The organism is Paenibacillus sp. RC67 (assembly GCF_030020805.1).
Lineage (GTDB): Bacteria > Bacillota > Bacilli > Paenibacillales > NBRC-103111 > Paenibacillus_S.
Window position 1 is genome coordinate 2,726,321 of sequence record NZ_CP125098.1, and the last position, 19,875, is coordinate 2,746,195.

The 19,875-nt window shown below is 44.5% G+C and carries 18 protein-coding genes; 11 read left to right on the plus strand and 7 right to left on the minus strand.

Translation table 11 applies throughout. The annotated features are described in order from the left end of the window. Nucleotides 1-197: 197 nt before the first annotated feature. Complete coding sequence (gene acsA / locus QMA13_RS12370) at nucleotides 198-1,922, plus strand: acetate--CoA ligase (protein ID WP_282941687.1); 1,725 nt, start codon at nucleotides 198-200, stop codon at nucleotides 1,920-1,922. A 99-nt stretch (nucleotides 1,923-2,021) separates the two neighbouring features. On the opposite strand, the gene QMA13_RS12375 is transcribed toward acsA, so the two are convergent. Further along, nucleotides 2,022-5,174 (minus strand): transglycosylase domain-containing protein, encoded by a 3,153-nt coding sequence (locus QMA13_RS12375; protein WP_282941688.1) that lies wholly within the window; start codon nucleotides 5,172-5,174, stop codon nucleotides 2,022-2,024. A 535-nt stretch (nucleotides 5,175-5,709) separates the two neighbouring features. Here QMA13_RS12375 and tyrS point away from each other — a divergent pair. Further along, nucleotides 5,710-6,963 (plus strand): tyrosine--tRNA ligase, encoded by a 1,254-nt coding sequence (gene tyrS, locus QMA13_RS12380; RefSeq protein ID WP_282941689.1) that lies wholly within the window; start codon nucleotides 5,710-5,712, stop codon nucleotides 6,961-6,963. A gap of 151 nt (nucleotides 6,964-7,114) precedes the next feature. On the opposite strand, the gene rpsD is transcribed toward tyrS, so the two are convergent. After that, complete coding sequence (rpsD, locus tag QMA13_RS12385; RefSeq protein WP_282941690.1) at nucleotides 7,115-7,714, minus strand: 30S ribosomal protein S4; 600 nt, start codon at nucleotides 7,712-7,714, stop codon at nucleotides 7,115-7,117. Nucleotides 7,715-8,070: 356 nt separating this feature from the next. Between rpsD and QMA13_RS12390 the strand changes: the two genes are divergently transcribed. The 4 genes from QMA13_RS12390 to QMA13_RS12405 all read left to right on the plus strand — a co-directional run bounded on the left by QMA13_RS12390 (nucleotide 8,071) and on the right by QMA13_RS12405 (nucleotide 10,621). Continuing rightward, nucleotides 8,071-8,664, plus strand: a complete 594-nt coding sequence (locus QMA13_RS12390) for a TVP38/TMEM64 family protein (protein WP_282941691.1) — start codon at nucleotides 8,071-8,073, stop codon at nucleotides 8,662-8,664. Between the two features lie 28 nt (nucleotides 8,665-8,692). Further along, nucleotides 8,693-9,808: an aminopeptidase gene (locus tag QMA13_RS12395; RefSeq protein ID WP_282941692.1), complete on the plus strand. Its 1,116-nt coding sequence runs from the start codon at nucleotides 8,693-8,695 to the stop codon at nucleotides 9,806-9,808. 89 nt (nucleotides 9,809-9,897) lie between these two features. Further along, nucleotides 9,898-10,146, plus strand: a complete 249-nt coding sequence (locus QMA13_RS12400; protein ID WP_282941693.1) for an HPr family phosphocarrier protein — start codon at nucleotides 9,898-9,900, stop codon at nucleotides 10,144-10,146. A 187-nt stretch (nucleotides 10,147-10,333) separates the two neighbouring features. Next, a complete protein-coding gene (locus QMA13_RS12405) occupies nucleotides 10,334-10,621 on the plus strand; it encodes an Fpa/YlaN family protein (protein ID WP_028549419.1) in 288 nt (95 codons plus the stop codon). Between the two features lie 111 nt (nucleotides 10,622-10,732). Here the strand turns inward: QMA13_RS12405 and cax are convergent, their stop codons facing one another. Then, nucleotides 10,733-11,767 (minus strand): calcium/proton exchanger, encoded by a 1,035-nt coding sequence (gene cax / locus QMA13_RS12410; RefSeq protein WP_481858216.1) that lies wholly within the window; start codon nucleotides 11,765-11,767, stop codon nucleotides 10,733-10,735. 118 nt (nucleotides 11,768-11,885) lie between these two features. Between cax and QMA13_RS12415 the strand changes: the two genes are divergently transcribed. Together QMA13_RS12415 and QMA13_RS12420 are read left to right on the plus strand one after the other, a co-directional pair. Further along, nucleotides 11,886-12,671 (plus strand): SDR family oxidoreductase, encoded by a 786-nt coding sequence (locus QMA13_RS12415; protein ID WP_282941695.1) that lies wholly within the window; start codon nucleotides 11,886-11,888, stop codon nucleotides 12,669-12,671. Between the two features lie 87 nt (nucleotides 12,672-12,758). Then, the gene (locus tag QMA13_RS12420) at nucleotides 12,759-13,145 is read left to right on the plus strand and encodes an Asp23/Gls24 family envelope stress response protein (RefSeq protein WP_282941696.1); all 387 of its coding nucleotides are present in this window, start codon (nucleotides 12,759-12,761) and stop codon (nucleotides 13,143-13,145) included. A gap of 268 nt (nucleotides 13,146-13,413) precedes the next feature. Here QMA13_RS12420 and QMA13_RS12425 read toward each other — a convergent pair whose 3' ends face one another. From QMA13_RS12425 to QMA13_RS12440, 4 genes are all read right to left on the minus strand, one after another. Further along, nucleotides 13,414-13,788 carry a transposase gene (locus QMA13_RS12425; RefSeq protein WP_481858163.1) on the minus strand — a complete coding sequence of 125 codons (375 nt, stop codon included), beginning with the start codon at nucleotides 13,786-13,788 and terminating at the stop codon, nucleotides 13,414-13,416. Next, nucleotides 13,752-14,735 carry a transposase gene (locus QMA13_RS12430; RefSeq protein WP_282941698.1) on the minus strand — a complete coding sequence of 328 codons (984 nt, stop codon included), beginning with the start codon at nucleotides 14,733-14,735 and terminating at the stop codon, nucleotides 13,752-13,754. Before QMA13_RS12430 ends, QMA13_RS12425 begins: the two co-directional genes overlap by 37 nt. A 161-nt stretch (nucleotides 14,736-14,896) precedes the next feature. Then, nucleotides 14,897-16,072 carry a putative lipid II flippase FtsW gene (gene ftsW, locus QMA13_RS12435; RefSeq protein ID WP_282941699.1) on the minus strand — a complete coding sequence of 392 codons (1,176 nt, stop codon included), beginning with the start codon at nucleotides 16,070-16,072 and terminating at the stop codon, nucleotides 14,897-14,899. Between the two features lie 12 nt (nucleotides 16,073-16,084). Continuing rightward, nucleotides 16,085-16,432, minus strand: coding sequence for a YugN family protein (locus tag QMA13_RS12440; protein ID WP_282941700.1), 348 nt, complete (start codon nucleotides 16,430-16,432; stop codon nucleotides 16,085-16,087). 203 nt (nucleotides 16,433-16,635) lie between these two features. On the opposite strand from QMA13_RS12440, the gene QMA13_RS12445 reads away from it, so the two are divergent. From QMA13_RS12445 to QMA13_RS12455, 3 genes are all read left to right on the plus strand, one after another. Continuing rightward, nucleotides 16,636-17,820 (plus strand): amidohydrolase, encoded by a 1,185-nt coding sequence (locus tag QMA13_RS12445; protein ID WP_282941701.1) that lies wholly within the window; start codon nucleotides 16,636-16,638, stop codon nucleotides 17,818-17,820. 108 nt (nucleotides 17,821-17,928) lie between these two features. Next, a complete protein-coding gene (locus tag QMA13_RS12450; RefSeq protein ID WP_282941702.1) occupies nucleotides 17,929-18,360 on the plus strand; it encodes a CBS domain-containing protein in 432 nt (143 codons plus the stop codon). A 197-nt stretch (nucleotides 18,361-18,557) separates the two neighbouring features. After that, nucleotides 18,558-19,724 (plus strand): Gfo/Idh/MocA family protein, encoded by a 1,167-nt coding sequence (locus QMA13_RS12455; RefSeq protein WP_282941703.1) that lies wholly within the window; start codon nucleotides 18,558-18,560, stop codon nucleotides 19,722-19,724. The last annotated feature ends 151 nt before the right edge of the window (nucleotides 19,725-19,875 follow it).

Sequence of the window (19,875 nt, forward strand, 5' to 3'; positions counted from 1 at the left end):
TATTTTTTATCTAATGCTCTATGTAGTCATGTACCCATACTTGCTTGATACTATACCAAAAAATCGGATACAAGAAAAGAAATAGTGGAAATATCAAGGATGTGATATAATATCAGGTGTAAAAAAACTACAATCGCAAATTCGGATGTAAGCGTTTCAATTCAAAATGGAAATTGTTGATATCGGGAGGTAGTAGCATGGATCACACAAATATTGAAAGCATTGAACCCGTTTCCAAATCGTCTAACATGAAAAATTACGAGGATGAGCGCGCTCAGTTCAGTTGGGAAGCTGTTGAGAAGCAGTTCTCTTGGTCTACTACCGGGAAAGTAAACATGGGGTATGAGGCTATCGACCGGCATTCGGAGTCTGCTAAAGCCGATAAAGTTGCTTTATATTATAGCGATGACAAGCGGGATGAAAAATACACGTTTCAGGACATGAAGCTGCAATCAAACCGTTTCGGCAATGTGCTTCGCAAGCATGGGATTTCAAAAGGAGACCGCGTCTTCATTTTCATGCCGAGAACTCCAGAACTTTATTTTTCTTTAATCGGTGCGATTAAAATCGGTGCCATTGTGGGACCTTTGTTTGAAGCGTTTATGGAAACAGCAGTTAGGGATCGTTTGCAGGATAGCGGAGCTGTTGCTATCATCACTACGCCATCATTGGTGTCGCGAATTCCTGTAAATGAACTTCCGGAGTTGAAACACGTTATTGTAGTCGGTGAAGATTTGGAGCTGGCCGAAGGACAAGTCGATTTTCATAAAGAAATGGCGCAAGCATCTGATCAACTCGATATTGAATGGGTCGATCGTGAGGATGGCTTGCTGATTCACTATACTTCAGGTTCCACAGGGAAACCAAAAGGTGTTCTTCATGTTCATAATGCTATGCTTCAACATTATTATACGGGGCGTGTCGTTCTAGATTTGCAGGAACAGGATGTGTATTGGTGTACTGCCGATCCGGGCTGGGTTACAGGAACATCGTACGGGATCTTTGCTCCTTGGTTGAATGGTGCAACGAATGTAATCCGAGGTGGGCGATTCAGTCCTCAAGATTGGTACCGTACTTTGGAAAAATACGGCGTTACCGTTTGGTACAGCGCACCTACGGCATTCCGTATGCTAATGGGTGCTGGCGACGATGTGTCCAAGGAATTTAACTTGTCTGCATTGCGTCATGTTCTAAGCGTAGGCGAGCCTCTTAATCCTGAAGTAGTCCGCTGGGGCTTGAAGGTATACAATCAACGTATCCATGACACATGGTGGATGACGGAAACAGGCGGTCAATTAATTTGCAATTATCCTTGTATGGCTATTCGTCCGGGTTCCATGGGTAAACCGCTTCCAGGTATTGAAGCAGCGATTGTCGACGATGCTGGCAATATTTTACCTCCGTATCGCATGGGGAACTTGGCCATCAAAACTCCATGGCCATCCATGATGAGAAAGATTTGGAATAACCCTGCGAAATACGAAGAGTATTTCCGAATACAAGGCTGGTATATTTCCGGTGACTCGGCATATTGCGATGAAGACGGGTATTTCTGGTTCCAAGGACGTATCGATGATGTAATTAATACCGCAGGCGAGCGCGTAGGTCCGTTTGAGGTTGAAAGCAAGCTTGTCGAGCATCCAGCTGTTGCAGAAGCGGGTGTTATCGGTAAACCAGATCCGATGCGCGGAGAAATCATCAAGGCATTTATCGCATTGCGTGAAGGCTTTGAACCATCTGAGGAATTAAAAGCGGACATTTCCAAATTCGTCAAAATAGGGCTGTCTGCTCATGCAGCGCCTCGTGAAATCGAATTTAAAGATAAGCTTCCGAAAACCCGCAGCGGTAAAATAATGCGCCGTGTGTTGAAAGCTTGGGAGTTAAATCTTCCAACTGGCGATTTGTCCACGATAGAAGATTAATGGATTCAGGTTAGTTTTAGTAAAATACCCTATAAGAAATGGAGCTCACCTTTTGTGGCTCCATTTTCTTGTAGGGTATTTTTTTGGATCTAAATCCTTTTACTTTTTAAATAGAACTGGAGAGGTAGCCTTGGATTCTCCAAGCTCATTGACGGCAGATACTTTATAATAGCCCTCATAGCCTGAAGCATAGTAACGAAACTCCGTCCCATTAACTACATTGCCGAGCTTAGTATAGGTGCCGTTTTCCTTATCGCTGAAATAGATGACATACTGTTTCACTTTATCTTTATCTTCATTAGCTTTCCAAGTGATGACGATGCCTGCACCGCTTGCTTTGACCGATACTCCGGTTGGCGTCGCCGGTTTTTCCTTGGCTGGTGGTCCAGGGCTAGGAGTAGGACTAGGATTCGGCGTGGCCGCACCATTGTTCTCATTGGCTCCTGTACCGGTTGTTCCAGTACCTCCCGGAATAAGGCTGCCGTTACTGTCAGGAGTCAGAAACACTAAATCCATAACGGTTCCGTCCGTGTAGGCTCCTTTGCTAGGCATGGATTCTTTACCAGCAACGTCAACAGCAGTGACATAATAGCCTATAGCTCCGGAAGCGTTCGTTTGTTCCGTGAACTTCGTTTCGTCACCAGCAACGATAATTTTGTTGTTCACGCGCTGGAAGGTGCCATGATTCACCGATTTGTACAAACGATAACCAACAACATCGGCGCTATCACTCGCTTGGAATGTGATGACACTCGTGCCTCCCGAGTGGGTTGCAACCACGGTAGTCGGTGCATCAGGAGCTTTCCCATCATCGCTGCGCGGGTCCGTCTCGGACGGAGCGTCCTCATTATAGTCGATAGGTCGATACATTTCGAGCGATTGGCGCCTATCCTGTGGAAGCTTTGGAATAACATCCTGCAGCTCCTTCATCAAAGCTCCGAGTGATTTTTCTCTTTTAATGACCGTCTTTTCTTGAACGAATTCCGCAGGTGTTGAAGGCTGTGCGATATAATTAATGCCGTTGTACGAAATGATTGGCAGTCTCACCATCACATTATCTTCTTCTGTAGGAATGTCTTTTTTATTGAAAAGATCAGTGACGAGCTTCCCTGCTTTGGAGGTTGCTTCGCTCGGAAGCTTACCGGACAAGCTGGACACAGTCATTTCTACGATGTTATCAGGACGTGTAAATGTTTTGGTTTTGAAATAGTCCGGTTTTTTATCAATAGCGGCATCCATAGCTAGTGCCCATATATCTTTCGCTCGGTTGGTTCCGCCCGTTTTCTTGCTTAATTTGTATACTGGCGAATCATACCCGATCCAGACACCAAGTGTAATATCCGGCGTATAGCCCATGAACCAAGCATCTGCATCATCCTGCGTGGAACCGGTTTTACCCACGATCGGTACTTTGCCGTAATGTTTAAATTTGCTCATTAAATCAGTGGCAGTACCGGAAGTAATAACAGTCCGCATCATATCGGACATCAAGTAGGCTGTTTGTTCTGAGAACAGGGTAGTTGGCTGAAGCTCATGCTCGTAAACGGCTTTTCCATTGGAATCCGTAATTTTACGAATCATGAACCCATCATTGTGTATGCCTTTATTGCCAATAGTAGAGTAGGCGTTAGTTAATTCCTTGACGGATACGCCATATCTCAAGCCTCCGATAACCCCGGTTTGCGCAACGTAGTCTTCTTTTGTAATGCTGGAAATTCCCATTTTTTTAGCGAAATCCCATGCTTCTTTAATGCCTACAACATCCAAAAACAGCTTGATTGCAGGAATATTATAGGATTGATCTAATGCTCTGCGAGCAGTAATTAAACCATGATAGCGATCGTCCCAGTTTTCTGGAATATGGTAGCCGACCTTGGTACCGTCTTTCAGAATGATAGGAACATCATCAATAATCGATGCTGGTTGAATAGCACCTTTCTCAATTGCCGGGACATAAGCTGCAATCGGCTTCATCGTGGAGCCAGGCTGACGGAATGCTTGTGTGGCATGATTGAGCTGTTCCTTGAAGAAGTCCCGCCCTTCGATCATCCCGAGAATGGCACCGGTTTTGCTGTCCATCATAACGGCACCGACCTGCTCCGAACCTTTGGTCGGATCGTCGGGAGTGAAGTTTTTAGCATTGTCTGAAATCGCATGCATCGCATCGTAAATGTCTTTATCGATGGTTGTATAAATCTGGTAGCCACCGCGGTTCATTTGCGCTTGCACATTTTTTAGAGCTTCGTTGTATGTATCCGTATTTGGCTGCGCAGCCAGCTTAGGATCCTGGACCTTCAGCAGCGCTTTTGCTGCTTCCTTCTCGATCTCCAGCATGAGGTAAGGGTAGGTCGAGTAGGCTTTTTTGGCCGGTTCCGCAAGCGATTTGCGCAAATCGAAATTAAGGGCCTCTTGGTACTGATTGGAGTTGATTTTTCCTTCCTCCATCATCCTTCTCAGTACGAGCTGCTGCCGCGCAACGGCTCTTTTGAAAGCAGCCCCGTCAAACTGTCCTTTGCTTGTAAAGGTTGAATAATTGCTCGGTTGCTGAGGCAATCCAGCCAGATAGGCCGATTGCGCGATATTAAGCTCATTTAAATCATCAATGTTAAAAATGCCTTTGGCCGCAGCCTTGATTCCGTAAAGATTGTAGCCTGATGATCCGTTACCGTAAGGAATTTTGTTCATGTAGGCCAGAAGTATTTCATCCTTGGACATGAGACGCTCCATCCGCAGTGACAAAAAGATTTCTTTTGCTTTTCGGCTGTCTTCACGATCAAGGGATAAAAATACACGTCGTGCCAACTGCTGAGTAATAGTGCTTCCCCCGGTTTGCACATCTTCTCTTAGCAGCTTTTGGACCACGGCTCTTCCCAAGCCTTTGAAGTCGATCCCATGGTGCTCATAAAAATGATTATCCTCGATGGCAAATACGGCATCCAGCATCTGTTGAGGGATATCCTTGAGCTCAGCCATTCGTCGGTCTTCCTCGGAGCGCAGCTGTCCGATGACGCTATCGTCGTTAAAATACACGAAGCCGGTTAGGGCATTTTCCTGTACCTGTGCCATCATACTTTCCTTGCTTCGGACAGGGTCATCCTTGACCAGTGCGGACATATAACCAAAAGCGGCACCGCCTCCTAGAAAACCTGCGATGATAAAGACAATGAACATCCATTTAAACGTGATAAGTGTATATTTGCCGATGTTCCATAGCACATCTTTGGTCTTGCTCTCTTTTTTCTCCATCTCCATACTGATAGAAATCCTCCCGAAATTGGAAAACATACGTAGTTCATTATACCATAAAGATGGAAAGCGTGGACAATACGTCCCTGACGATTAGATGACATTTAGGTTTGACAAATGAAATGAACTTGTGATATAAATTGGTTTAATCACATATGACAAATGCTGAGATGGACAGGTGACGGTTGGGGCTAGATCTTCTACCGCACACAGTAGAATAAGGAAGCAAGCTTTCAGAGAGCCGGTGGTTGGTGCGAATCGGTAGTTGACCTTCATTCGAATTACCGTCCGGAGCAGGGGAAGAGAACATGGGCATCAGGTGGCTTATCGCCGGCGAGCCTTTTGCTAACGTAAGTAGCTTCCTACCGGGTCTGACCCGTTATCGTTTCAAAGTGAAAGCATGGGGAACCTTGTATGTATCTTAGGGTACAGCATTCGTTTTCTCGGTTTTAATTAGGGTGGTACCGCGAGCAGTAGCCTTCTCGTCCCTTTGTGGATGAGAAGGCTTTTTTGTATTTTTAAGAAGAGAGGGAGTCAGAAGATGGATATTTTAAAAGAATTACAGTACAGAGGATTAATCCAGCAATTAACGGATGAAGAGGGTTTAGCCAAAAAATTGAGCGAAGAGCCAGTTGTTCTTTACGCAGGGTTTGACCCGACAGCGGACAGCCTTCATATTGGACATCTGCTTCCGATCTTGTGCTTGAAACGATTTCAGATGGCAGGGCATCTGCCAATTGCACTAGTTGGTGGAGGAACCGGATTGATTGGTGACCCGAGTGGTAGATCGACCGAGCGTTCCTTGAACACATCGGATATTGTAGAAGAATGGACAGGGAAGCTTCGTAATCAGCTATCGCGTTTCCTGGATTTTGAAACGAATGTCAATCCTGCCCGTATGGCTAACAACTATGATTGGTTGGGTAGTTTGAACGTGATAACGTTCTTAAGAGATATCGGCAAAAATTTCTCTGTGAACTACATGCTGGCTAAAGACAGCGTTGATTCGCGCTTGAGCAACGGGATTTCGTTTACAGAATTTAGCTACATGATTTTGCAAGCATACGATTTCTACCGGATGAACACAGATATTAACTGCTCCTTGCAAGTAGGCGGAAGCGATCAATGGGGCAATATTACAGCAGGTCTGGAGTTAATCGGCAAATCAACAGGAAACAAAGCTTTCGGCTTGACGATGCCGCTTGTAACGAAAAGTGACGGCTCTAAATTTGGTAAAACGGCAGGCGGAGCGGTGTGGCTAGATCCAGATAAAACATCCCCATACCAGTTCTACCAGTTCTGGATTAACACTCATGATAATGATGTAGTGAAATTCTTGAAATACTTCACCTTCTTGTCGTATGAGGAAATTGCTCGTTTGGAGGAGCAAGTGAATACAAGCCCGGAGAAGCGGGAAGCGCAACGCGTTCTGGCAAGAGAAGTTACGGAATTGGTTCATGGAGAAGAAGCAGCGCTTAGCGCGATTAAAATCTCTGAAGTTCTTTTCAGCGGCAACGTTAGTATCTTGACAGGCCGTGAAATCGAAGATGCGTTCCAGGACGTCCCATCCTCTGAAATTAGCGGTGACACGGCTCTTATCGATCTATTGCTCTCTGTCAATGCAGCGCCATCGAAGCGTCAAGCGAGACAGGATATCGAAAGCGGAGCGGTATCGGTTAACGGAACTAAAGTAACTGATCTGGAGAAAGTGCTTCAGGCAAGTGACGGGTTGGAAGGCAAATACATCGTGATTCGTCGCGGTAAGAAAAACTACTACTTGGCGAAGTTCATTTAAGGTAAGTTTGAACATTTCATTATAATAAGTCTCAATGAGGCTCCTTTCGAGGCCGGCATTTAAGCTGGATAGAGGGGGGCCTTTTTTCAACACAATAGACAATAAAAAAACCGCCCTCCATAAATGAAGGGCAGCTCTCGTAAGCCATAAATTAACGGCTGTAGAACTCGACGATTTGTTTTTCGTCAATTTCTTGTGGCAATTCGGAACGCTCAGGAAGACGCGTGAATTTACCTTCAACAGCAGCATCGTTGTATTCCAAGTAAGCTGGCAAGTAGTTGCGGTTAGCCAAAGCTTCTTTAACGGAAGACAAGCTGCGGCTTCTTTCACGAAGACCGATTACATCGCCAGTGCTTACAGTGTAAGAAGCGATGTCGACTTTTTTACCGTTTACAGTAACATGACCGTGGGAAACCAATTGACGAGCGCCTGCACGGGAGTTAGCAAAGCCAAGACGGTAAACCAGGTTGTCCAAACGGCTTTCCAGCAAGATCATGAAGTTTTCACCGGCAATACCTTGGATCTTGTTAGCTTTGTCGAACAAGTTGCGGAATTGTTTTTCGTTCATTCCGTACATGTGACGAAGTTTTTGTTTCTCTTGCAATTGAATGCCGTAGCCACTCATTTTTTTACGTTGTCCTGGACCATGTTGTCCTGGAGGGAATGGGCGTTTCAATTCTTTTCCTGTGCCGCTAAGGGAAATTCCCAGACGACGGCTAAGTTTAAATTTAGGACCTGTGTAACGTGACATGTATTGTGAGCTCCTTTAATAAATAGAATGGTGGTTGTTGTATCCTCGTGTGAAACATATGCTCGACTTTGTTTAAAGCCATTGGGTAAATACCCGGCACCTGACAAGAATCTCAGCCGCTGTCCTGTCAGCAACAAAATCTGTGAGGGTGACACATGCTTCCACCATAAGTATGAATTCTGTTAGAAGGTAACATACTTATCTCGACTTCTAATTCTATAAGAAATTACCTATCTATGTCAAGTAGTCCAGCTATGTAACTTGTGCTGAAATAAGGTCTTTTTTCACTGTTCTGTTGTTATGAAAATGAATCTAAAAAGTGGTACAATGTTATAATGTAGAAGGGGGAATGTTCTTTGGCCGAATGGAATGTCCGGCACTTGTCCGACATTTTGCAATCCTGGGGACTATTGGGACATCTGGCAGGGGCGATATTGGCTTTCTTGCAAACGGTAGTGCCGTTTGTTCCTTTTGTTGTGGTTGCTGGTGCTAATGTGCTGTTGTTCGGATTGTGGGCAGGGTTTGCAGTTAATTATTCCATGTCCGTTTTAGGGGCCATAACTGCATTTTGGGTTGCTCGCAATTTTGCAAGAGAATGGGTAGAAAAAAAGCTGGAACACTATGAGTATATCGAGAAATTCAATCACAAGCTTGAACAAAACGGATTTCTTTACATAGCGATTTCACGTATCATTCCTATTCTGCCTTCGTTCGCGATCAATTTGGCGGCTGCGGTTATGAAGGTAAGGACTCGAGATTTTATACTGGGTACCATGGTGGGCAAACTGCCTATGATTTTTTTGGAATCGCTAATAGGCCATGATCTGTTGCACTTTAGTCACAATAAGGGCAGACTTACACTGTTGGTGCTTATATTTGTCGTCCTGCTCATCATCGGCAATATTTATAAGAAGAAATGGTTTGACAACGAAAAAAACAAATCAACTTAGAATGACGAATAAAGAGGAGGCCTTTACTATGCGTGATCCTAGATTACAGCAGTTGGCAAAAAATATCGTAACGTACTCATTAGATGTACAATCTGGTGAAAAAGTATTGATTGAAATGATTGGCTCCGAGCGCGAGATTGTAAAATGTCTCATAGAAGAAGTGTACGCTCGTGGAGGACAGCCTTTTGTGGAGCTAGTTGAGCCTGCGGTGAGAAGCGCCTTATTACAATCAGCTACAAAGGAGCAAATCGAGCATTGGGCCGAGATGGATTTGAAACGCATGCAGGATATGAACTGCTATGTCGGTATCCGTGGCGGATCTAATGTAAGCGAAATGTCAGATGTTCCTGAAGCGCAGATGAAGCTGTACGAAATGTATTACAGTAAGCCTGTACATATGGAACAGCGCGTCAAAAAAACACGTTGGGTCGTTCTGCGCTATCCAAATGCTTCTATGGCCCAACTGGCTACAATGAGCACGGTGAAGTTCGAAGATTTCTATTTTAATGTCTGCAATCTCGATTACGCCAAAATGTCTGATGCGATGAATCCGCTCCAAGAGCTCATGAATCGTACGGATCGTGTCCGTATCGTGTCGCCAGGAACAGATATTCAATTCTCGATTAAAAACATCGGTTCCGTAAAATGTTGTGGAAAAAGGAACATTCCTGATGGCGAGGTATACACGGCTCCGGTCAGAGATTCGGTTAATGGAGTCATTTCCTACAATACACCTTCGGTTAAATCGGGTATTACGTTTGAGAACATTACGTTCCGCTTTGAGAATGGTAAAATCGTAGAAGCAACATGCAATGATACGGACAGACTTAATAAAATTCTGGATTCGGACGAAGGAGCACGCTACATCGGAGAATTCAGCCTTGGCTTTAATCCGTTTATCTCAACTCCAATGAAGGATACTTTATTTGATGAGAAAATCGATGGAAGCCTTCACTTCACGCCAGGCCAAGCCTATGAGAAGGCGGACAATGGAAACCGTTCATCGGTTCACTGGGATCTGGTGCTAATTCAACGTCCTGAGTATGGTGGCGGGGAAGTTTATTTTGACGATGTGTTGATTCGTAAGGACGGCCGGTTCGTCATTCCGGAGCTTGAAGGCTTAAATCCAGAGCATTTGAAATAGTAGTTGCGTGTTATTCCTTTCCAATGTATCATAAAAAGTAAGCGATTTATTCGTTTACCAATGTTATTGATCGCATGGAGGGATTCGATATGTCAAACGCAAACAACGCTGCAATTGTAGAAATTTCACAAACCGCTAACAAATTCAGATCATCTATTGTTTTACAGTATGATAATAAGTATATCGATGTTAAAAGCATCTTGGGCTTGTTCACAACATTGTTGACAAGCAGCAACTATGATCTCCATGTTCATGGTCCCGATGCTGAGGAAGCTAAAAAAGCTATGGCTGAAGTATTTGCAAAGCATAACCTGCAAATCAATAGCATCCAAGAATAGTTCTACATAACGGTATTTCCATCTTTGGATGGAAGTGCCGTTTTTAATAAGCTCCAAAGTGCAATCAAAGCGATAAGAGCAGGGAAAATAAGACAAGTATAAAAGTAGATACTCCGCTCTCTTGTGTATTGAGGCGTTTTCGACTAATATTAAGCTATGAACTCGTACGTACAGGGGGGGAAGCTTGATGTCATCATCCGAATTGTTACTTGGCTTATCACAGAAAGCCCTTTATCTTCTTCAAGAGGATGCAGATAAAATTGAGAAGCTCATCGAAGTGCAGATGGAGAACTTAACGACACGTAAATGTCCTCTGTATGAAGAGGTGTTAGATACACAAATGTATGGTTTATCCAGAGAGATTGACTTTGCAATTCGAGCGGATTTGATTACAGAGACAGTGGGCAAACAGATATTAGTCAAGCTCGAGCGTAACTTGGCTCAACTCTATGAGGCTTTAAACAAAAAAGAGTAACCTTCGAATTGAAGGCTACTCTTTTTTTAACATATAAGGCTCCCCGCAAATTGCCTGAATCCCCCTCGAAGCTAAAGGCTCCACTCTTAGTGGGGTTATTTTATCTGTCTCTTACACCAGATAGAAGGCAATTCCTAATATGCAATAGACCACTAGCAGTAAAACCCCTTCGTACCAGTTGGTCGTTCCATCCTGTGAGATGGATTTGGCAATAATAACCGCAACACCGATAGCGACAAGCTCAAAGGTACTGAACACGATGTTCATCGTTTTGCCGAAGAGCATGGAGACCAGTACAAGTACAGGGGCTACGAATAGTGAAATTTGAAGACTACTGCCTACAGCAATTTCGACGGCGGCACCAATTTTATTTTTGCGTGCCATCATGACGGCAGCGCTATGCTCTGCTGCATTACCGATGATAGCAATAAGGAACGCACCTACGAACAGCTCGGACAACCCGAATTTATGCGTAATACTCTCGAGCGTACCGACCAACCATTCACTCTCAAAAGCTACCATAACTGTAGCAAGGATGAGAAACAAGACCGAGATTCCTTTGGACCACGCTGGCTCGCCGTGCTCTACGGCTTCGTCTGATAGCTCATTTTTATGAGTTACCATCGAGAAGAGCAGCCATAGCAAGTAAGCAACAATCAGAATACAGGCGACAAGGACGCTCATATTGGCTGTCTCATGGGTTGTCAGGCTTTTGGCAAAAGCAGCTGGAACAAATAGAGCAATGACCGCTAGAGCCATAAGGGAGCCATTATGACTAGCCAGCTTGACATTAAAAAACTGCTCTTTATATTTCAAACCGCCTACGAACAAGCTGAGCCCAAGTACAAGAAGCAGATTGCCGATGATCGAGCCGGTAATGCTTGCTTTTACGATATCGAATAAACCGTCCTTGACCAAGAAGATAGCGATGATCAGCTCAGCCGCATTGCCGAAAGTAGCGTTTAGAAAACCGCCCAGCCGTTCTCCGGCATAGTGGGCGACGCTCTCAGTAGCTTTTCCTAGAAAGCCGGCCACAAACAAGATGGCTATACAGGAGACAATGAACTGAACTGTAGGGGAAGCCCAACCCGAATAGTGGGCGAGTGCGCTGATAACGAAGCTTCCGATCAACCCGATTTTAAACATATGACGTTTCAAAACGTTCACCTCGTATGGTAAAGTAACCTTATTGAATAAAACCTATTCTAATATACCCATAATTTAGGATAAAGTAAACATGATTCATAAGGAGTGATAAGCCAAAATGGATTTGAAATTGAGGGGAAAAACCGCTGTAGTTACCGCATCAAGCAAGGGATTGGGACGAGCTGTAGCCGAGCAGTTAGCCGCAGAAGGTGCTAATTTACTTCTTTGCAGCCGGAACGAGGAGGCCATTGCGAACACAGCGCAAGAAATCCGTAATCAGTATGATGTAAAGGTTGAATCATTAGCTGTAAATGTGAGTAGCATGGAAGATATCTCGATGATGATAGACCAAGCTTCGAATCACTTTGATTCAGTGGATGCGCTCGTATGCAATGCTGGAGGCCCTCCAAGCGGGAGCTTTTTATCATTCGACGATGCGGCATGGGAGAAGGCTTTTTTTGGAAACATGATGAGTGTGGTTAGATTGATAAGAGGCTTTCATCCGTTATTAGCGAAGCAAGGAGGACGAATTGTTACGATTGCTTCCACTTCGGTCAAAATGCCAATACCTGGACTTGTATTATCGAACACCTTCCGAACAGGTGTTGTCGGGCTGATGAAAACGTTGTCGATAGAATTTGCGAAAGATGACATATTATTGAATACGGTATGTCCAGGTCGAATTATGACAGATCGTATCATGGAACTTGATTCCTTAAAAGCAGAGCGTGACAACCAATCCATAGAAGTCGTTAGACAGGCACTTAGTCAGGACATACCGCTAGGACGCTATGGTGAACCGCACGAGCTGGCTACGATTGCTGCGTATTTGCTCTCTCCTCTAAACAGCTACATGACGGGGTCTGTATTTTATGTTGATGGCGGAGCTGTGAAATCGTTGTAAACGTTGGCGAAACGTCAGTTTGCACAAGTTGATTTCCCGCTTAGAAGTCATTACAATGGTACTATAACCCATTAAGGAGTGATCCGTATGTCCGAAGAAATTCAATCAGGTCTCATTCGCATTTCAGATGATGTCGTTTCGACAATCGCAGGCTTAGCTGCGTTGGAGACTCCTGGGATCGCCGCAATGTCGGGAGGCATATCCGAAGGATTAGCCAAAAGGCTGAGCGGCAAAAATGTTCAAAAAGGCGTTTCTGTCGAAGTAGGTCAGGTAGAAGCAGCTATTGATTTGCGAGTCATTGTCAATTACGGAAGCAAGATCCAAGAAGTTTGTCACCATTTGCAGCTTAATGTTCGTGAGGCTGTGGAGAATATGACAGGGTTAACCGTAGTTGAAGTGAATGTTAAAGTGGAAGGCGTTGCGTTCCGCGAAGAAGAGGCTGTTGTCGTGGAAGATCTACATAGAGTGAAATAAGGATTCCGCACCTCTTACCCTGCGCAAATAAGACATCTCTAACACTGCTTATTGTAAGAAAAGCGGAGACAGGAGAATAAAAAAGAGAGCCGGCTCAGGCAATGTCATTAAGTTAAGCTAAGAGACAAGATCGGGAAAACAAATGAAATCCGAGAAACGGCATGGGAAAAAGTCCTATGCCGTTTGTTTTTTGTGCAAGCAAGGAAAAAAGCGTACAGCAAACAAAGCGGATGGCATATCCGCTTAAAAAATGTTCATGTGAACCGAATTATGCTACTCTATAAACGAAGCTAACGACTGATTTCGAGCGGATTTTGCGCGTATTCTTCTGCCCTGGGCGAATGGGTCGAATCGGCAAAATGTTTTTGCGAATCAGCGCTTCAACATCGGGCAGGGGTTCATCGTCCCATGAGCGCAGGAAATGTCTACAAACATGAACGGCGACCGTGAAGTTGACTTGGTAGGAGTGCCGTTTATCCATTTTCGAAATGACGACGTGCGAGGTCATCATTTCAGCGAAATTGTACATGATCATTCTTGCGAAAATCTCTTGGACGATGGACTCTTGTCTCTTTGCGTGAAAATGCGTCAGACCGACGGTGTATTTTAATGCCCTAAAAGAAGTTTCAATGCCCCATCGCATGTTATAAATGGACTTGATTTCATCGGGTGGGAAATCAGCGGCAGAAAGATTCGTAATGACGGTTTCATAAGCGCCACTGGGCAAGACGAAACGAACAACCCGAAAGGAAATCGGGTAAAACAAGTTCTCCTGCAAATCCAAAAATCAAATGTAGACGTGGAAGGGACGAACTTGTACATCTCGGGACGAGCCTTAACCGCTTTGGTTTGTTTTTTGGTGAGGGTCAGATGAACGTCCCAATCAAACGCTCCGCTAGTAGGCAAACGCAAACCCGAAAGAATACCATTGGACTCCAAATCCTTTACCCGTATAACATAGTTCCAACCTTTGCGTTCAATATGCGCGAAATTGTTGTAACTTTCATAACCGCGATCGGCAATCACAATGGTTTTGCCCTTGATGGGGGAACGGTCAACCATAGTAGCCAGCGCCCTTCCCTCGTTCCACAACCTTCGTGGCTGAACAAGGGCATCCACGTAAAGTCTGTTGCACAAGTCATAGGCTGCGTTCAAGTGCAGAAGGTTAAAGCCTTTCGTGTTCGGTTGACTTTGAAAATAGGTGTCCGTGTCCTCAGAGTCCGTTGCGATATGCAAATCCGAGCCGTCAACGGCAAGTAATCGATACCCTCGGTAGCACTTGATATCCGCATACGATTGCGTAAATGCGTGAAACAAGAATTCCACAGCAGACGGCAGGATTTTATTTCTTTGTTGGACAAAAGCAGAAGTGGTTGCAGTGTTTACGTCATAGCCCTGCGATTCCAAGAGTTCCTTATAGATGCTGTTGCCTCCCATGGAGATCAGGAGCTGCATAACCGTTTCAAAGGGCAGCTTTTTCTTACGGGTAAAATCCTTTTCAGGATTTTTGACATAAGGTGCTGGTGCAGCTGACATTTCTCGTATGAGGGATGTCAGCGTTTTTTTAAGCGAATTCGCGTACGTATCCATTAGCGAAACCTCCTCGTTTTTTCAAGGGGCTTCGCCACATACTTTCAACTACTTGTCAAGTCTTATTTGAAAATTCGCACAAAAAAGAGCAGGCTATCTTTTCGATAGCCTGCTCTTTTTCTTGATTTGGCCCTGCGCCTTAACTTAATGACATTGCCGGCTCAGGCTCTCTTTTTCTTAGTTGCTTCTTTTTCAGGTTTATTATATTCTCTGGACAAGCTTAACAAAATGCCGACACTGACCAGTGTAACCAACATGGAGGATCCACCGTAGCTGATCAATGGCAGTGTAACTCCTGTAAGAGGGATGCTTCCCGTTACCCCACCCAAGTTGATCAATGCTTGAATTGCGATCATTCCGACAATGCCTACGCCAGCCAGTGTACCAAAAGAGTCTTGGCAGCGAACCGCAACAGTCAAACCTCTCCATAAGAAGGCGAGATATACGAAAATGAAGAGTGCAGCACCTACAAAGCCGAGTTCTTCTCCAATAATGGAGAATATGAAGTCATTATGCGCTTCAGGCAAATAGTGCAGCTTTTGTATCCCTTGTCCGAAGCCTGCTCCGGAGAAACCCCCATGCCCGAAGGCGTATAAAGACTGGATTAGATGATAACCGGAGTCCAGAGGATCGGCCCAAGGGTTCATATATGACGTGAACCTGTCGATCTTATAGCTCTTACCGCCTGATTGAATTAAATGAATCGCGACGGCAACGGCCAATACACCAGCGCCTGTTACCCCTAAGACGAACAAATGCTTCATATTGGCACCGCCAGCAATAATAACAATGGCAGAGCACATGACCAAAATCATCGTTGATCCGAAATCCGGCTGCAGCATGATAAGAGCGGATATGAATCCGACAATGACTAGTGCAGGCAGCAGTCCTTTTTGGAAGTCATTAAACTTGTCCTCTTTTTTGGTAATCAAATTAGCCAAGTATAATATGACGGCTAGCTTGGCGAATTCAGCGGGTTGTATCCCGAACCCTCCGATATAAAACCAACTCTTGGCTCCATTAACTTCCTTACCAATGACAGGGACCAGCAGCAGCATGATAACAACAAAAATGAAGGCGGGCCTGACCCAATTCTTTAGCTTGTTAAAATCGATGTTCATACAAAAAAACATGGCTATGGTACCCAAAGCAATGAAGATCGCCTGACGAATAACCAGATACGAAGGATCATTGACCGCAATCTTCGCATCAGCAACTTGTACAGTACGCACATATGCCATGCTTGCGCTGAATACCATAGCCAAACCGAAGCAAACCAGTAAAAAAGTTAAAAACAACAGCAAAAAATCCGGAGTTCCTCTGCGCGGGGAAGTCATGATGACCTCCGCTTACTCAGACAATTCGGTTTTTAGCTGCGACAGCTTTTGTTGTGCGATTTTCAATACAGAATCAGGAATCGGAGATTGATAATCCAAGCCATGCGGGAACGTAGCCACGCCAATATATACGTCTTCTATGTAAAGGATAGCATATGGCGATTCCAGTTTGCCGGATTCGACACGAGTATTTATGCGTAAAAAGTAATCTTTGCGCGACGCATTGTCGATGATTTTCAAATCGTAAGTAGCACGGTAATATTCCCATTGCCAACGAACAAAGCCCAGTTTTTCTGTGCTTTCATCTAAATGGGCAAGATCGCTTTTAAGCCCTTTTAAGCCGCTGTTTTCAATAATCACTTGTTAAAGCCCTCCTAAAAAGTCAAGTCCATTAATTCTCATTTCTTTTTTCATGATAGTATGTTTCCCAAAGTTGTGCAAGCCTATTGCTAAATGTACAAGCGAACTCGCAAGAAAAATTTGAAATTCTTGTGACACATAGATGAAAGAATGCGCGGCATTTGGTAAAATTAAAAAGAAATTAAAAACCGGAGGTAATAGCCATGGAATCCTTATTGAAAAAAGTGGACCTGTTATATCCGGAAATGGTGGGCTGGCGTAGACACCTACATCAGCATCCGGAATTGTCGTTTCAGGAAAAAGAGACAGCTTCCTTCGTAGCCTCACATTTGCGAGAGTGGGGGTTGGAAGTGGTAACCGGTGTTGGTGGTAATGGAGTCGTTGGACGATTGAAAGGCAGCGGCGGTGAGGGCCCAACTATTGCCCTTCGAGCCGATATGGACGCACTGCCGATACAGGACGAGAAAAACTGTGAGTTTGCCTCCAAAGTGAAGGGGGTAATGCATGCTTGCGGACATGATGCCCATACTTCCACATTGCTGGGAGTTGCAAAACTGATGGCAGAACATCGGGAGCAGCTTAAAGGAATGGTCGTATTTTTGTTTCAGCATGCGGAGGAGTTAACACCTGGCGGGGCTTACAGTATGATTGAAGACGGAGCGCTTGAGGGCGTCGATTATGTATATGGAATTCATTTATGGACTCCTTTTCCCGTAGGGAAGGCCTATAGTAAACCTGGTCCGATGATGGCCGCGGCCGATGAATTCGAAATAGTTGTGAAAGGAAAAGGCGGTCATGGTGGACTTCCTCACGAAACGATTGATAGTATCGCAATAGCTTCTCATTTGGTTGTCAATTTGCAAACCATTGTGAGCCGTACTGTTGATCCAACACAGCCGTGCGTAGTAAGCGTAGGTTCTTTCCACAGCGGGACGAGTTTTAATGTCATTGCTGAAAAAGCCTCATTAAGCGGAACGGTTAGAACATTCGATCCTGAGCTAAGGATGGAAGTCAAGCAAAGGCTGGAATCCATAGTAGAACAGACCTGTAGGATGTATGGAGCCGATTTCTCGATTGATTATAAATTAGGCTATCCACCCGTAGTTAATGATGCTGGGGAAGCGGACCGATTTTATAGGGCGGCAGCGAAGGTAGGAGAATACGAAACGTCACCACTTATTATGGCAGGAGAAGACTTTGCCTATTATCTTCACCAGCGAAAAGGCTGCTTTATGTTCGTCGGAGCCGGCAACCCAGAATTAGGCATCGTGTATCCTCATCACCATCCGAAGTTTGATATTGATGAGTCTGCGATGGCAACAGCGGCCAAATTATTTATCAGCATGGTTGTTGATTGCCAGAATGAATGGAATGCCGATAAGTGCTAAACGGCTGAGCGCATGTCATGCAGGGTTTAGGGAAAATCTATGTTTGCACAGGGACGCAGACGTTAGTGCGTTTGTTATCCTAGACAACTTCTTTGGGAGGGATTTTCCTTGAGTAGAACCTTGAAGGAAATTATGACAAAAGACTGCGCAACCGTTACTTTATTGGATAATGTTTATGAGGTTGCGGTTAAGATGAAGAAAGAGGATACCGGGTTCATTCCTGTTGTGGACGGTAAGAAGCTAATCGGCGTTATTACGGACCGAGATCTGGTTATCCGCGGCTTTGCCGAGAAGAAGGAAGGATCAACAGCGGTTAAAGAAGTGATGAGCAGTAATCAGATCACCTGCGCTTCTCCTGAAACGACCGTAGATGAAGCGGCCAAAATGATGGCGAAGCAGCAAATCCGTCGTCTTCCTGTATGTGAGAACGGGGAACTGGTAGGTATCGTATCTATCGGTGACTTGGCTGTAAGGGATAAGTTTGAAGATGAAGCAGGAGAAGCTTTAAGCAAAATTTCTTCCGATAAAGTGACTGTGTAGCCAGCTCTTCATAGCATATTGATTCGTAAAAGCAAATCGTTCTTCTCATTAGGAGAGCGATTTTTGCTTTTCATCCTGAAATTTGATAAATGTTTATTTTAATATTGTAATGTTAACGTGTGCAATATATAATAATGGGTGTAAAAAGATTGTTAATAATTCTTATGAAAATAAGAAATGGAAGGTGAGAAACACGAATGGATAAAGTGCGTATCGGTTTGATCGGTGTGGGCAATATGGGTAAAGGCCATACAGAATATTTGGTAAACAACCAAGTCAAGGGTGCAGAACTGACGGCCATTGTGGATACGGATGCTTCTCGTCTGGACTGGGTAAGAACCAATCACGGCAACCATAATATTCAATTGTTTGATGATCTGGATGCTTTCTTTGCATCGAAAGCGTTTGACGCGGTGCTTGTGGCAACGCCTCACTATGATCACCCAACTTCCGCTATTAAAGCGTTTTCTCATGGGTATCATGTGTTGGTTGAAAAGCCTGCTGGTGTTTACACCAAGCAAGTACGCGAAATGAACGAAGCTGCTGAGAAGTCCGGTAAAGCTTTCGGCATTATGTATAACCAACGTACGAATCCTCTCTACCAAAAGCTGAGAGATATTATTACATCTGGTGAGCTTGGTGAAGTTCGTCGTACGAACTGGATCATTACGAACTGGTACCGCTCCCAAAGCTACTATGATTCCGGCGGCTGGCGTGCAACTTGGGCTGGCGAAGGCGGCGGCGTTCTGATTAACCAAGACCCGCATCAGCTTGATTTGTGGCAGTGGACTATCGATATGATGCCTAAACGTGTAAGAGCGTTCTGCGGTTTCGGTAAATATCGTAATATCGAGGTTGAAGATGACGTAACGGCTTATGTAGAGTACGAAAATGGCGCTACAGGCTTGTTCGTTACAACAACTGGCGAAGCACCAGGAACGAACCGTTTTGAAGTAACGGGCGACCAAGGTAAAATCGTTATCGAAGATGAGAAGCTGACTTTCTGGCGTTTGCGCACACCTGAGCCGCAGTTTAACAAAGAATTTAAGGGCGGATTCGGTTCTCCTGAATGCTGGAAGTGCGAAGTGCCTATTAAAGGTGTGCCTGGGCCAGGACACAAAGGCATTACGCAAAACTTCGTGAATCATATCTTGAACGGAACTCCATTGCTTGCTCCGGGTGAAGAAGGAATCAAAGGCTTGACTCTTTCCAATGCGATGCACTTGTCTTCCTGGACGGATAACTGGGTTGATCTTCCGATCAACGAAGATTTGTACTACGAGAAGCTGCAGGAGCGCATTAAAAACTCCACCTTTACAAAAGAAACCAAAGAGCTTCAAATGGACGTTAAAGGAACTCATTAATATTGGTTTTATGTTAATATAAGAAGATGCTCATTTAAGGGCATCTTCTTTTTTTAGGCCCTTGAAACCACTTCTAAATTAAGGCTCCATTTTGTTTGTGGAGTGTACCTTGACATATAGGTTATTTTGATATATAAACATTAAATAAGCA

Coding starts and splice junctions, on each gene's coding strand:
- acsA (WP_282941687.1), top strand. CDS start 198: ATGGATCACACAAATATTGAAAGCATTGAACCCGTTTCCAAATCGTCT.
- QMA13_RS12375 (WP_282941688.1), bottom strand. CDS start 5,174: ATGGAGATGGAGAAAAAAGAGAGCAAGACCAAAGATGTGCTATGGAAC.
- tyrS (WP_282941689.1), top strand. CDS start 5,710: ATGGATATTTTAAAAGAATTACAGTACAGAGGATTAATCCAGCAATTA.
- rpsD (WP_282941690.1), bottom strand. CDS start 7,714: ATGTCACGTTACACAGGTCCTAAATTTAAACTTAGCCGTCGTCTGGGA.
- QMA13_RS12395 (WP_282941692.1), top strand. CDS start 8,693: ATGCGTGATCCTAGATTACAGCAGTTGGCAAAAAATATCGTAACGTAC.
- QMA13_RS12400 (WP_282941693.1), top strand. CDS start 9,898: ATGTCAAACGCAAACAACGCTGCAATTGTAGAAATTTCACAAACCGCT.
- QMA13_RS12405 (WP_028549419.1), top strand. CDS start 10,334: ATGTCATCATCCGAATTGTTACTTGGCTTATCACAGAAAGCCCTTTAT.
- cax (WP_481858216.1), bottom strand. CDS start 11,767: ATGTTTAAAATCGGGTTGATCGGAAGCTTCGTTATCAGCGCACTCGCC.
- QMA13_RS12415 (WP_282941695.1), top strand. CDS start 11,886: ATGGATTTGAAATTGAGGGGAAAAACCGCTGTAGTTACCGCATCAAGC.
- QMA13_RS12420 (WP_282941696.1), top strand. CDS start 12,759: ATGTCCGAAGAAATTCAATCAGGTCTCATTCGCATTTCAGATGATGTC.
- QMA13_RS12425 (WP_481858163.1), bottom strand. CDS start 13,788: ATGCGATGGGGCATTGAAACTTCTTTTAGGGCATTAAAATACACCGTC.
- QMA13_RS12430 (WP_282941698.1), bottom strand. CDS start 14,735: ATGGATACGTACGCGAATTCGCTTAAAAAAACGCTGACATCCCTCATA.
- ftsW (WP_282941699.1), bottom strand. CDS start 16,072: ATGACTTCCCCGCGCAGAGGAACTCCGGATTTTTTGCTGTTGTTTTTA.
- QMA13_RS12445 (WP_282941701.1), top strand. CDS start 16,636: ATGGAATCCTTATTGAAAAAAGTGGACCTGTTATATCCGGAAATGGTG.
- QMA13_RS12455 (WP_282941703.1), top strand. CDS start 18,558: ATGGATAAAGTGCGTATCGGTTTGATCGGTGTGGGCAATATGGGTAAA.